Origin of the sequence: Streptomyces sp. NBC_01450 (genome assembly GCF_036227505.1) — a bacterium.
Lineage (GTDB): Bacteria > Actinomycetota > Actinomycetes > Streptomycetales > Streptomycetaceae > Streptomyces.
This window is the reverse complement of the sequence record NZ_CP109481.1, coordinates 1,695,546-1,708,344: the sequence shown is the minus strand read 5'-3', so window position 1 is coordinate 1,708,344 and position 12,799 is coordinate 1,695,546. Positions and strand designations below refer to the sequence as shown.

Here is a 12,799-nt window from a genome sequence, read left to right as displayed (position 1 = left end):
CTGGCGGCGCGCGGTCACGTGGCCGCAAGGGTGAAGGGCGTCCCGGAGGTTCCCGGGGCGCCCTTCGTGGTGGTCGTCAGAAAAGGCTGATCAGCGCACGTCCACGTAGTCGTGGTAGCTCTCGGCGTCCACGTAGGAGCCGGACGCGAGGTAGACCCCGGCCCAGGTGCCGTCCTGCTTCGCGGTGAAGCGGGCGGTGAAGTGGCCGTGCGAGTCGGCCTTGACGGAGCCCAACGCCGTCCAGGACTTCTTGCCCTTGGCCTGGAAGAGGATGTAGACGCGCTGCTTGCCGAACGCCACCCACTTCGTGCCGCTCAGCCGCTGCAAGGTGCCGGTGGTGGTCACGGTGTGGCCCTTGCGCACCGGCTCGGGGCCGGCGTTGAAGCCGGTGATCCGGGTGGCGGTGCGGTTGAAGTGCACGGAGTTGGAGTAGCCGGACTGGTAGTCCGACGACCCCGCCGAGTACAGCCGCCAGTAGCCCTTCGGCACCGACACGTATCCGGCGAGGTTGAAGGTGCCGTCGGACTTCGTGGTGAACCAGCCGAGCGACTTCCAGCCGGTCTTGCCGTCGGCCGACTGCTGGAGGTACAGCTTCCGGTTCGGCGGCACCTTGCCGTTGCTGGCGCTCATGCTGCCCTGGATGTGCAGGTCGGAGTACTCGTCGATCCAGCTCGAACAGAAGCAGATGTTCGTCCGGTTGATGACGTCGACCTTGAACTGCGCGTGCGAGGCGGTCAGATACGGGTCGGCCAGGTAGCTGTCGCGGCTGGTCTCGACCGTGTACGTACTGTCGTCGTAAGGGATGTACGGGTCGGTGAGCGTGAAGCGCCCTCCGGTACTGCTGGTCGCCGTGGCGTAGTAGCCCATGTCGAGCGCGACGCCCTTGGCCGGGCGCCAGGTGCCGTCGTACAGGTACTCCACGACTCCGGACGAGGACGCCTTGGCGCCGAACTTGATCCGCGCGCTGGAGTGATCCAGCCGAATCCGGCTCGGGCTGACCACGACCGGCAGGGTCTTGCTGTCGACGAGCACATAGGTGTTCGTGCCGTCGGGGTTGGCGATCCAGAAGGAGAGGGAGACCGGCACGGACGTGGCGTTCAGGCCGTTCAACTTCGGTTTCACGTCGATCGCGTAGCTGCCGTCGGCGGCGGTGACGGCGCTGTCGCCGTACTCGGCCGTCACACTCAGCTCCTTGCCGGCCAGCGGCGAGGTGTCGCCGGTGATCGGGTCGAAGAGCGAGATGCGGCCGCTGAGCGTGACGTGCGTGTGCTCCACGTCCAGCACGGCGGGGCTGATGCTGCGGTCGGCGAAGACCGGCTTCGGCTCGACGTCCACGGTGGTGGCGTGCGCCGCCGAGGTGCTGTCGCCGTCGCTGTCCTGGGCGCTGACCGTCACGTCGTAGCTGCCGTACGAAGGCAGGTGCGACATGCGCGGCGAGCGCCAGACGCCGTCCTGCGGCGTGCCGGAGACGAGCGTGAAGCCGGTGACTGCAACGGTCGCCGGGTGCGCGCCGTGCAGCCCGGTCAGGTCGGCGGACACCTCGGTGATCGCCGAGTCGGAGGAGACGGCGACCGTCAGGAAGCCGGCGTCGGAAGGGTCGGAGCCGACGTTGCCGAACACCGGAGCGCCGGTGCCGTCGGCAGGCGCGCTGCCGCTCGGGTCGGGCGTAGGGTCGCCGGAGGGCGGGTCGGACGGGGTCGGGTCGGACGGGGTCGGATCGGCGGGGGTCGGGGTGTCCGACGGTTCGCCGATGGGCGGGTTGGACGGGGTCGGGGTGTCCGAAGGGGTGCCGGACGAGGCGCTGGTGGGCGTGTCCGTCGACGTCGGATCGGCCGTCGGGTTCGTGGTCGCGGTGGCCGCCGGGTCCTGCCCGGACGTGCCGCCGTCGGCTCCGTACGCCAGCGCCGGCGCGGCGAGGAGCGCGGCGCCCAGTGCGGCGGACACGGCCGCCGACACCAAAGAGCGTGTTCTCACTGCTGGATTCCCCCCACGGGAATGGCGCGGCCGCACTGTCCCAGATATCCGGAGGCCGACCGCGCTCTTTGTACGGTTGCTGTGAACATCACGCAACGCATCGGACTCTAGTGCCTGCCCCCGACACGGGAGCAAGGGGGTTTACGGAACGGGCCGAGGACATCAACTGACCCTGCCCGCAGAGCTGTTAAGAATCCTGCCCAGAGCGGTCCGCCGGTGTCAGGGCGACCAGATGACGACCGCTCATGCCCAGTCGGGCGGTGCGTCCGGTACGTAGCCGGAATCTCCGCCACATGGGTTCTGGCTCAAGTGCTGTGAAACTCGCAGGCCGTGACCGAGATCCATGGCCGGGCCCAAACTCTGTGGGGGTCCCGTCCAGCATGTGGCATGGTCTGATCCCATGGGGTGCACCTTCTGTCGGCTCATCCGTGAAGACACCGGACGCTGGGTCGCTCGCGGGCCCATGGCCTGTGCCTTCGCTCCGCTGAACCCGCTCGCGCCAGGACGCACTCTGGTGATTCCGACATCGCACTACGCGGACCTCTTCGACGCTTCGTCCGACGTGCTGGCCGGAACAATGGCGCTGGTCAAGCAAGTCGCCGTGGCGATGCGGACCGGCCTGAACGCCTCAGGCGTGAACATCCTGAGCGCCAGCGGCCCGGGATCGGAACAGTCAGTACCCCACCTGCACTTCCACGTCGTTCCGCGGTGGGTGGACGACGGAATCTCGACCTGGCCGACCGGGCGGTCGGAGCACCACTTCAGTGGCGATCCCGTCGCGGAGCTTGCGGACGCCCTGGCGTCCGGACAGCACCACACAGAACTTGAGCCAGAGCCCGAGAAGGGACAGCAGATGTTCGCCACTTCGGCGGGCGCCACAGCAACCGAAGCTTCGAACACCGAGTGAGCCGCCCACCGCCGTCAGAGACGGGCGGCTGGAACTCTCCCGCGCTGCGTTGACGCTGCACGACTGTGTCAGGTGCCGTTCCCGTGACGGACGAGAAAACACGTTGGCTGGCTGCCGCCGAGCTGCGACGATGCAGCTGTTTCCCATGCGGAGGGGGCCTTTGTTCGTTTTCGTCTGTGCGAGGTGCGATGCCGCGCTGACCGTTCCCTTGTCCCAGGTCTCCCTGCCGGCCCACGCCCGTCAGAAATACGGGAACGGGGCCCAGCTCCCGGTGCTCATGGAGTCAGGGACGTTTGCCGTGGACCCGGACCCCTGGGGACGGCCGTGGCGGATGTGGGACGAGATCGATCCGGGCGAGGCGGAGGCACGCGGCATCTACGCGCCGGTCTACGCCCTGTCCGACAGCACGCCCGGGGCGAGTGTCGTCGCGCCCGGTGATATCCGCGGAACCCGGCTGATCCCCGAGAAGCGCGGCGGTGCCTGCTGTGGCCTCGACGGGGCCGACGGGCCCAACATGGCCTGCGAGGCGTGCGACCTGCCGGTGGCGACCAGGGTCGATGACTGCTCGCTCTGGCAGGCAGTGCGGCTCAGCTCAGATGCCGTGCGCCACGTCCTCGTTGACGGGCTCCACGCTGCGCCCCTCTCCTGGGCGGAGCTGGCAGACAAGGGGGAGAAAACGCCTCCGTTCGAGCCGATCGCCACATGGGGAGGACGGCTCGGGTCGAGCCACTACTGGTCGTGGAGTCCGCAATGGGAGGCGGCAGCCGGCCAGGCGCTCGCCCACCTACTGGCGGCCTCCGAAGGGCAGCCGGTGAAGGTCCCGGGCGGTCTGACCGCGGACGTGTTCCAACGCGCGCTCGACGCCCTGCTGCCCGCGGGCCCGCCAACGCGGCGCGCCGTCCTGGCTGGACCTGGACGGCCCGCTCCCGACGCTGGCGTCGACATCCTCCTCGTACCGGTCCATCCGCAGACAGGTCAGACCTGGACCCCGGTCGGCCCGGCTGTATCGGCGTACCCGGTGCCGCTGCCGCTGGGGGTGTGGCTGTGGTTGGCCTCTCCCCAGCCGTACTTGCCGGTTCCCGCGTCGGGCGGCATACCCCAGGACGTCCTCCGCGACGACCCGCTCCCGCCGTGCCCCAACTACCTGTTCCGGGCCGACCGGGGAACGTTCCAGCACACTTTGGTCCGGATACCAGCCGTTCGCAGCCCGTGGATGCGCACGATCCTCGAGAGCCTCACGCAGGACAGGTCGGCCGACCTCTTCTAGGGCCTTCTAGGGCCTTCTAGGGCCTGATTCAACAGCGCGCTTCGAGTGAGCGGTCAGTCGGCAGCAAGGATGTGGGCAAGACTCACAGCGGGGCATCCGAGTAGCGCTGTCAGCGCGTGGCGCTGGCGCTCGGTCAAAGAGGCAACGAAGATCACTGCGTCAGCGTTGGCCTGCTCGCAGGCCTGAGCTACCTCACGGACCTTTCCGTAGCTCAGCAGCGTCCGCGAGGAATAGGGCAGGCCCATCTTTTGGGCCCCGCCGTCCGAGACACCTCGTCGTTGCACGATCTGCCCGACGACGCGAGCGCCGCGCGCTGCCAGTTCTGCGGCTGCCGACGCCATGAGCGTCACGAAGTCCTTCTCTTTCGCGGAGAAGTAGCCAACCACCACGACATCAGCCCCCGCGACAGTGAGCTGTGATGCCTGACGCCGGGCCGGCTCCGGCGGCACACGGCGAGCCAGGCGCCGGTCACGCCTTCGGGGTTGATGCATGCGCCACAGGCTAGATGCCCGGTGAGCCGCAGCGATACGCGTTTTCCCAACTCGACCGCGTGCCGCTCGCGGTAGTCGGCCGTGGCGAACTTCGGCGGACGGCCGCCACACGCGCCCAGCTTCTTCCGGTTGCGGATCTGGTCCGCCTCCTCCGGAATCGTGCAGCGGATCCCCGTCTGCACAGGCAGTCCCGGTTCACTCGGGACCCGTATGCCCTGTCGGCCCGCATCGGCCCGCATCGGCTCGCACCCGGTCCGGTCGTCAGCGTGGCCTACCGACGCTCGCGCGCGGCCCCCTAGCCGAGTTTCCGCAGCACCTCGGCGATGGTGGCCCGGTACGTCCGCAGCGCCTGCAGCCCGGCGGCGTAGCGGTCGCGGTGCCGTGTGATGTCCACGGCCTGCTTCTGCGCCCGTGCCGCGTGCCAGAGTTCGGCCGTATGGTGGCGGCGCTTGCAGGTGACGTCCGCGACGGCGGTCGCCCGCTCCCGCTGCGTATGCCGGGTGTTGCCGTCACCGCCCCGCTGCCAGGCGGTGTCCGTGTATGCCGCGACGGGGTCGGGATAGCGCGTGAATCCTTGTTCTGCCACACAGCGGGACCACGCATCCAACGCCGCGCGGAGGCGTGGGTCGCGCTTGACCGCCTTGTCGACCTCTATCGCCCGTGTGCTTGCGTAGAGCCAGTCCCGCTTGAGGTCGATGCCGTGCATCAGCCGCCGGCTCGCCTCGGCGCTGCAGGCGGGGAAGTCCGCATACTCGGCGTTGGTCATCCGGCGGCCCTTCGGCCGGAGAGCCAGGGGCTTTTCCGGGTCCCAGCCGTAGCCCCAGCGGCGGGCGGCGGCGAGATCCAGGACGCCGTAGTCGGTGCTGACTGCGGTGGCGACGACGGTATTGCCGGGGTAGCGGGGGTCGAGCGGGAAGTCCGGGTGGCCGCGCTTCGCCATGCACTGCCGGATCAGCAACGCCGATGCCCGCTGCGATCGTTGGTAGTCCTGCGGCGTGTAGTCGTAGCGGTCGGCCGGGAGGGGGCCGAGGTCCGACGCCGTGCGGATGACCTCCGGGCGTTCTGGACCGGCGGCACAGATCGCAGCCAGCACCACCACGGCACCCAGCCGCCACCCCCGACTCGTCATGCGAAGGGATGGTAGCGGGCGGCGTGCAGCGGTCGGCCGTGGCCCCCAGCGACTCATCCCCGCACGCCAAGGCTCCAGGCGACAGAAAGCTCGATCAGGCGATACCTATCGAGACCTGTCGAGCAACTCTCCCGGTCGACGTATGACCGACGTACCGTGATCTCGATGGCGTACGACATCAGGTACGAGTTCTTCGACAAGAACGGCAAGGCCGTCGGCTCGGTGGTGGGCGTCTCCTCCGCCCGCCCTTCGACCGCTTGGACGGAATTCGTGGCGTACGCGTCAGCCGGCCGGCATCACGCCCAGTAGCAGCAGGAGCGTCACCGGCAGAAGTGTGATCATCAGTGCCGCTCCACTCGCCGCGATGCGGAACGTTCTGAACGAGCGGCGGTGGGGCAGGGCCCAGGCCACGGCGAACAGTGCGAGGGTCCAGTAGAGAACCGCCCCGTATTGGCCCATGCCTGCGTGCGCCCGGATCGCGCTGTACTCCAGGGCGAGGACCGGCAGGCCGAGCGCGGATGCCACCAGGGGGACCCTCCACCAGGTCGCGTGGTCTGCTCGGCGCTGAGGCGCGGCGTTCTGCGTCGTCATGAGAGCCACTTCATCAGCGCCGCCCGCCACGGGCATCGGGGCGCGTACTCATGTGCGAGGCGCGTTCCGTCGGAGTAGGGAGCGCACTACGGGCGGATCGCCAAGTCCCTGCACATCCTGCGCCTGGCCGACGAGCCCGGCTACCGCCGTCTACACGCGGTACACCGACGCCGCGGTACGCGGTACACGGACGCCGCGGTGAACCAGCTGCGCGCGGACGGCTTCGACGTCCGCGACGAGGACGTGGCCCGCCTCTCACCGTTTGTACGGCGGCAGCGATCCGGACGCCGGCGACCAGTGACGACACCCCCGGCCTGACGCACCTGCGTCCTGCATGACCCCACGGCCCGGAGTTTCCATTCGCCGCGGTGCATCGACTGGGGACTGCGGGCCGACCGGAGAGCCCGGGGGAGTATCCATGATGGTGATCTCTACGCCGTAGATTGGGCACATGGTGGAGGGGACGCAGGGCGCGGCGAGAACGCGGTTACTGGGGAAACAGAAGCGAGGGCGGCACGCCGCTACGAAACCTGACGCGGCAAAGGGCGGGCTGATGCGCTCGTCCATGCTGATGGCGTCGGGAACGGTGGTCTCCCGGGCGACGGGGCTGCTGAGAACGGTCTTACAGGCCGGGGCGCTCGGGACGGGACTGCTGGCCACGACGTACAACCAGGCCAACGTGGTGCCGGCGAGCCTGTACTTCCTGCTCATCGGCGGCGCGCTGAACTCCGTACTGGTACCGCAGTTGGTGAGGGCCAGGATGGAGCAGCCGGATGGTGGACGTGCCTTCGAGCAGCGTCTGGTCACCCTCACGATGTCCGTGCTGGGAATCGGCACGCTGCTGGCCGTTTGGGCGGCGCCGCAGATCATCAGCCTCTATCAGAGCGACTCACCGGCCAACCACGAAGCGTTTCAGCTGACGGTGGTCTTCGCGCGGTTCCTGCTCCCGCAAATCTTCTTCTACGGGCTGTTCAGCATCCTGGGCCAAGTGCTCAACGCCCGGAACAAGTTCGGCGCGATGATGTGGACCCTTGTCCTCAACAACATCGTCTTGATCTCCATGTTCGGCGTGTACCTCGGCATGATGACCGTGCCGGACTCGGTCCAGGACATCACGCAGACCCAGGTCACTCTGCTCGGCGCGGGCACCACGCTCGCCCTGGCGATCCAGGCTCTTGCCCTGATCCCCTTCGCCAGGGCCGCCGGCTTCCGTTTCCGCCCACGTTTCGACTGGCGCGGCACAGGCCTGGGCAAGAGCGTCAGCGCAGCCCGCTGGACCCTGCTGTTCGTCCTGACCAACCTCGTGGCCAGCACGGTGGTGACCCGCTACGCCTCCGCCGCAGACACGGCATTGCCCAAGGGCGGCGTCGGCTTTTCCGCCTATACCTACGCGCAGACCATCTGGTCGCTGCCGCAGTCGGTCATCAGTGTCTCGCTGGTCACCGCTCTGCTCCCGCGGATGAGCCGGGCCGTCGCCGAACACCGTCTGGACGACATGCGCGGTGACCTCTCCCGGGCCCTGCGGATCAGCGGCGTCGTCATCGTTCCCGCCGCCTTCTTCTTCGTGGCCCTCGGCCCGCAAATGGCGCAGGTGATCTTCGCTCACGGAGCAGCCGATCCGGCGTCCATCGTGCCGCTGGGCCAGATGCTCCAGGCTTTCGGACTCGGCCTGATCCCCTTCTCGGCGCAGTACATGCTGCTGCGCGGCTTCTACGCCTTCGAGGACACCCGGACCCCGTTCTGGATGGCCGTGTGGATCAGCACGGCAAACATCACCCTGGCCACCGCCTGCCATCTGCTGATGCCTCCGCGGTGGGCCATCACCGGCCTGGCCGGCGCCTACGCCGCCTCATACGCCGTCGGCCTGCTCATCACCGCGCTGCTGTTGCGACGGCGCCTCGAAGGCCGGCTGGACGGCAAGAGACTGTGCCGCACCTACGGCAAGCTGACGGCCTCGGCCCTCGCGGCGGGAATGTTGGGCTGGTTCGTGGCCCGCTCATCCTCCACCACCGTCACGTCGACCACCTGGGCACCCGTGCTGGGCCTCGCTGCATGAGGCCTCGCGATGCTCATGGTGTTCGTGCTGCTCGCACGCATCTTGAAGATCAGCGAGCTGCGGAGCCTGCCGGGCCTGGGGTGAACGCCCGGTCTCGACCGCGTCGCAGCGGCCGGTCATCGGCGGCTGTCACCGGGTGCCAGCAGACTGGTGACCTGGCGAGGCCGGTGTCCGGGCACACGTCCCGGGGACTGACGACCTAGGCTCGATTCTCGTTCCCGTCGTGCGGCGACGGTCGGCTGTCTCGATCACCGCCGGGTGGGTCACGGCCCGCGGCGCGGCCCGGATCAGCCGTGTCTGTTCGGTGAGCGTCCGCCGCACTTCCGGTCCGACTTCGTGCTCGAACCAGCACACTGCCAGCCTCCCGCTTCGAAGAACTGACCCCGACCGTCTGTCGTTTAGCCAACCAGGAGAACTTCATTCCCGCCGGCCGCCGCCAGCACGGAGGAGTCCGGGGAGAACGCGGGATCGGGTTCCGGATGCCCAGCGGAGACCCGATCGTCACCAGGGCCCGCACCTGGTGGCCGGGCCGGGTGCGCAGGGACTCATAGGTGAGGGCGGAGCCCAGCGAGTGCGCGACGACGACCTGAGTGTCCTCGCCGATCTGGTCGACCACGCGGGCCTGTGCCTTCGCGCGGAGGTCGGGGTCGGTGAGGTGGCGGTGGACCTGCTTCAGGTCGAACACCATCGCCCGCAGCGCGAGTCCGGCAATGAACCGTGACCCCGACAGGGCCCGCAACGCAGCCTGCACCGAGCGCGGAGTCGACACCAGAGTCTCGGCGCCGGGCGGAACCACTGCCGGATCACTCGCGTACCGGGCGGTGCGGCCGGGCGGCTGCTCCCGTGAGCGAGCGGAGCGGGATGAGGAGGGCAGGCGATCGGTTGTGGTCGGTCGGGTTACGGGTCTGTCCCAACGGGCGGCGGCTGCGAACAGGTGCGCGACGGTGGCCGGAACCGCCGTCCCGGCTGGCCGGCGGCGCGTCCCGGCGCTGTCTGCCCGGTGATGGCGCGCGTTGTGCCCGCCTGTGCGTGTAACAGGGATGTCTTATGAGGTGACCGTATGGAACGGTCCACCCGGCCGGGCCGGTCCTGTTGGTCGGAAACGCTCGCTCGTACCGACCCGTATCGAGCGGCCGACACTGCCAACCGATCCTGAGGAAGAAACGATGCGCGTTCACAAGCTCACCTTCGCCGCCCTGGCCGTCGCCGCCGGTCTCTCGCTCACGGCCTGCCAGAACGACGACGCCGGCACGGGACAGAGCGACCCGTCGTCCACGTCCACCGGGTCGTCCGGGGCCACCGCGTCGCCCTCGGGCGGCGGTTCGGACTCGGGCAGTTCGGACCAGGGCGGCGCGAAGGCCTCCGCCGGGACGAGCTCCGCAACGAGCTCCGGCGGGACGGGTACGACTGCCGGGACCGGCTCCAACGCGAACTCCAAGGTCGGCAAGTGCCGCACCGACGACCTGAAGATCACGGCGCAGAACGGCACCATCGACGGCGACCCTGACGGCACCGTCGTGGTCACCCTGACGAACCACAGCGGCCGGGACTGCACGATCTCCGGGTACGCGGGCGTCGACCTGAAGACCAGCGCGGGATCGCTGTCCGCGAAGCGCACCGGCCAGCAGGCAGGCTCGGCCGTCCTCAAGAACGGGAAGTCGACGTACTTCCCCGTCAACTACCCGTTCAACAAGTCGGGCGGCTCCGGCGTCCGCGTCACCGGGCTGGTGGTGACTCCGCCGGACGAGACGAAGTCGGTCACCCTCAACTGGCCCGGCGCCGCCACGCTGCCCGTCACGGACGGCTCCGGCTCCCCGGTGAAGGTCGGCCCGGTCGGAAGCGCCGGTCAGGGCGGCTGACGCGCACGCCACCAGGGGCGTTCAGCGCTCTGTGTCGTGCCTGGCAGGCGCATCAATCGAGTCGTTCCTCAAGACCCGCATGGACGACTGAGCAGGCGGCGCCGTGCAGGCCGCCGTCGACGTCCCCAAGGGGATCGGCACCATCACCTCGAATGCCACCGAGGTCGCGCTCCCGGTGAAGGGCATCTGGAAGAACCCCGCGATCGGCAACTCCCGCCGGACGTCACCCTCGCCCGCCGCCGCGCAGAAGCCCGCGCAGCGCGACGGCGGCACGAGGCGCGGGAAGAAGCGGAAGCCGAACAGGCCGCGCGGGAGGCCGGCGGCTGGCTCGGACGCTGGCCTACCCGACCGGGCAAGCCGTGCCGCCGGCAACGCGGGCAGCGCCACGGTGGTCCTGGGCAGCGCCACGGTGGTCCTGGGCAGAACCGCGCTGTCAGTCAGTGGCCGAGCCACGACCGCCGGAACCGCCTACGAGTATCAATGTCGGTGGCGGCTGGAAGGCTGGTCGGATGAACGGAGACGAGCAGTTGCTGCGCGGCCGGGTCTACGGCCACGACCACGACGACCCCGACCCAGGACCCCTCCCGCACCAGACCTACGCCGCGCTCGTAGGCGGGCCGTTGGACGGGCTGTTGCTGGACATCACCGGCTGGCGGCCGGAGGAAGTCGACGAGGGCGCCGCCCTGCCCACGGAGTTGTCGCGGTGGCCCGGTGGCCGCGCCCTGTACGACCCGCACCGAGATGAACCGCGCACGCCCGGCCCTGGTGTGGTGTGCCGCTTCTACTACTCCGGCGACACGCCCTGACCGCCGCCCCGACCATCACCCCGACCACGGCGGGTCAAGCGCGCCGGCCTACCTGGCCGGCCGCCCGCGCGCCCGGCGTTCCTCGAGGAAGCCCTCCGGGAGGGCGTCTTCTTCGCGGGCTTGGCCGGCACCGCGGGCGCATCCGTGTCCAGCCGGACGGGAGGCGGGACCACGGCGGCCGGGTCGCGGATTATCCGTAGTTGCGGAGTTGGGCCGCCGGGTGGCCGATCTCGGGGAGTCGGCGCGCCCTCCCCACCCCGGATGGGGTTCAGGGCCGGATTGACGTTCCTATTGGCTAACCGCTATCTATATGTGCGTCACAGAGGAGGGCGGTCTGTTGCAGGACGTGGTGCTGGCGCTGCTGATCAAGGAGCCGTCGCACGGGTACGACCTGCGCATGCGGTTGGCGGCGGCCCTCGGACCGCTGGGGGAGACGCTGAACGCGGGTCAGGTCTACGTCACGCTCACCCGGCTGGAGAAGGCGGGGCTGGTCGTCCTGGAGCGTGAGGACGCGCCGGTGCGCGGCCCGCGGCGCAAGGTGTACGCGCCGACCGCGGCCGGGCAGGAACGGGTGGCCGCGTGGATGGCCGAGAGCGCCGGGCCCAGAGCGGACGTGGCGGAGTTCCACCTGAAGCTGGTGGCCGCCGCCGAGTCGGGTCTTGCCGATCCGCTCGTACTCGCGGACACGCGACGCCGGGAGCTGATGCGCAACCTCGCCGAGGCCCAGCACGCCGCCCTCGCTCACGACACGAACTCGGAGGCCGGACTACTCCTGGAGGGCATCGCGCTCCGGTTGCAGGCCGATCTGCGCTGGCTGGAGGCGTGCGAGCGGACCTGGTCCGCCCGCGCCCCACGTGGGAGAGGCGGAAGGATCGGATGACGAGGGACGTGCCGCGGGTCAGGGGCCGGTCACGGCGGAGGGGTGCGGACGACAGCCCGGGCGCCGGGCCGGTCGGCCGCCACCCCGGTGATGCGGACGGGCCGCTGCTGCGGGCGGTCGGCCTGTCGCGGGTGTACGGGGAGGACGAGAGCCTGGTACGGGCCGTCGACGGGGTCGACCTCGACGTGCCGGCCGGGCAGACGCTCGCGGTGACCGGGCCCAGCGGCTGCGGCAAGTCCACGTTGCTGCAGCTCCTCGGCGGTCTTGACCGGCCCAGCGACGGCGAGGTGTGGCTCGGCGGGCAGCGCATCGACCACCTCGGCGAGCGGGCGCTGGCCAGGCTGCGGCGGCGGGGCGTCGGCTTCGTCTTCCAGGATTTTCACCTGATGGACGAGCTGACCGCGGCGGAGAACGTCGAGCTGCCCGCGCTGCTCACCGGCGCCTCACCGCGCACCGCCCGCCATTGTGCCGCGGGGATCCTGGACCGGGTCGGGCTCGCCGACCGGGCCCGGCATCTGCCCTCGGAGCTCTCCGGTGGGCAGCGGCAGCGGGTCGCCATCGCCCGTGCCCTGGTCAACGAGCCACTGGTTGTCCTCGCGGACGAACCCACCGGAAACCTCGACAGCGCCGCGACGCACGACGTCCTCCGCCTCTTCGGCGAACTGCGCGCCGCCGGCCAGACCCTCGTCGTGGTCACCCATGACGAGCGCGTCGCCGCCACCGCGGACCGTGTCGTCTCCCTGCGCGACGGGGCGTTGGCCGACGACACCCGCCTGGACAGCGACGGCGGCCACGGCGACACCACACGGCTCGGTGCGCTGCTGAGCTGGGAGGAGTGA

Annotated in this window: 13 protein-coding genes and 2 pseudogenes; 10 read left to right on the top strand and 5 right to left on the bottom strand. The window is 69.8% G+C overall.

The features are described 5' to 3' along the window. Window positions 1-90 precede the first annotated feature (90 nt). Entirely contained in the window at window positions 91-1,974 is a 1,884-nt protein-coding gene (locus OG568_RS56605) for a hypothetical protein (RefSeq protein ID WP_329537787.1), read from the bottom strand. Between the two features lie 343 nt (window positions 1,975-2,317). Between OG568_RS56605 and OG568_RS56600 the strand changes: the two genes are divergently transcribed. Both OG568_RS56600 and OG568_RS56595 read left to right on the top strand, forming a co-directional pair. Beyond that, window positions 2,318-2,881, top strand: a complete 564-nt coding sequence (locus tag OG568_RS56600; protein WP_329537786.1) for an HIT family protein — start codon at window positions 2,318-2,320, stop codon at window positions 2,879-2,881. Between the two features lie 160 nt (window positions 2,882-3,041). After that, window positions 3,042-4,148 carry a hypothetical protein gene (locus OG568_RS56595; protein ID WP_329537785.1) on the top strand — a complete coding sequence of 369 codons (1,107 nt, stop codon included), beginning with the start codon at window positions 3,042-3,044 and terminating at the stop codon, window positions 4,146-4,148. A 53-nt stretch (window positions 4,149-4,201) separates the two neighbouring features. On the opposite strand, the gene OG568_RS56590 is transcribed toward OG568_RS56595, so the two are convergent. Then, the gene (locus OG568_RS56590) at window positions 4,202-4,639 is read right to left on the bottom strand and encodes a hypothetical protein (RefSeq protein WP_329537784.1); all 438 of its coding nucleotides are present in this window, start codon (window positions 4,637-4,639) and stop codon (window positions 4,202-4,204) included. Window positions 4,640-4,934: 295 nt separating this feature from the next. Further along, the gene (locus tag OG568_RS56585) at window positions 4,935-5,768 is read right to left on the bottom strand and encodes a hypothetical protein (RefSeq protein ID WP_329537782.1); all 834 of its coding nucleotides are present in this window, start codon (window positions 5,766-5,768) and stop codon (window positions 4,935-4,937) included. A gap of 165 nt (window positions 5,769-5,933) precedes the next feature. Between OG568_RS56585 and OG568_RS56580 the strand changes: the two genes are divergently transcribed. After that, window positions 5,934-6,077: a hypothetical protein gene (locus tag OG568_RS56580; protein WP_329537781.1), complete on the top strand. Its 144-nt coding sequence runs from the start codon at window positions 5,934-5,936 to the stop codon at window positions 6,075-6,077. On the opposite strand, the gene OG568_RS56575 is transcribed toward OG568_RS56580, so the two are convergent. Beyond that, the gene (locus OG568_RS56575) at window positions 6,051-6,359 is read right to left on the bottom strand and encodes a hypothetical protein (protein ID WP_329537780.1); all 309 of its coding nucleotides are present in this window, start codon (window positions 6,357-6,359) and stop codon (window positions 6,051-6,053) included. The genes OG568_RS56580 and OG568_RS56575 overlap by 27 nt on opposite strands. A gap of 81 nt (window positions 6,360-6,440) precedes the next feature. On the opposite strand from OG568_RS56575, the pseudogene OG568_RS61995 reads away from it, so the two are divergent. The 4 genes and pseudogenes from OG568_RS61995 to OG568_RS56560 form a co-directional block, all read left to right on the top strand. Next, window positions 6,441-6,629 (top strand): annotated as a pseudogene (locus OG568_RS61995) (hypothetical protein); the annotation flags it as partial. A 181-nt stretch (window positions 6,630-6,810) separates the two neighbouring features. Next, window positions 6,811-8,499, top strand: a pseudogene (gene murJ / locus OG568_RS56570) (murein biosynthesis integral membrane protein MurJ). Window positions 8,500-8,986: 487 nt separating this feature from the next. Continuing rightward, window positions 8,987-9,136, top strand: coding sequence for a hypothetical protein (locus OG568_RS56565; RefSeq protein WP_329537779.1), 150 nt, complete (start codon window positions 8,987-8,989; stop codon window positions 9,134-9,136). A 445-nt stretch (window positions 9,137-9,581) separates the two neighbouring features. After that, the gene (locus OG568_RS56560; protein ID WP_329537778.1) at window positions 9,582-10,274 is read left to right on the top strand and encodes a DUF4232 domain-containing protein; all 693 of its coding nucleotides are present in this window, start codon (window positions 9,582-9,584) and stop codon (window positions 10,272-10,274) included. 21 nt (window positions 10,275-10,295) lie between these two features. Here OG568_RS56560 and OG568_RS56555 read toward each other — a convergent pair whose 3' ends face one another. Further along, a complete protein-coding gene (locus OG568_RS56555) occupies window positions 10,296-10,682 on the bottom strand; it encodes a hypothetical protein (protein WP_329537777.1) in 387 nt (128 codons plus the stop codon). Window positions 10,683-10,783: 101 nt separating this feature from the next. Between OG568_RS56555 and OG568_RS56550 the strand changes: the two genes are divergently transcribed. From OG568_RS56550 to OG568_RS56540, 3 genes are all read left to right on the top strand, one after another. Further along, on the top strand, window positions 10,784-11,080 hold the full coding sequence (locus tag OG568_RS56550; protein WP_266593335.1) for a hypothetical protein: 297 nt from the start codon (window positions 10,784-10,786) through the stop codon (window positions 11,078-11,080). A 337-nt stretch (window positions 11,081-11,417) separates the two neighbouring features. Continuing rightward, window positions 11,418-11,960, top strand: a complete 543-nt coding sequence (locus tag OG568_RS56545; protein ID WP_329538304.1) for a PadR family transcriptional regulator — start codon at window positions 11,418-11,420, stop codon at window positions 11,958-11,960. Next, the gene (locus OG568_RS56540; RefSeq protein WP_329537776.1) at window positions 11,957-12,799 is read left to right on the top strand and encodes an ABC transporter ATP-binding protein; all 843 of its coding nucleotides are present in this window, start codon (window positions 11,957-11,959) and stop codon (window positions 12,797-12,799) included. Before OG568_RS56545 ends, OG568_RS56540 begins: the two co-directional genes overlap by 4 nt.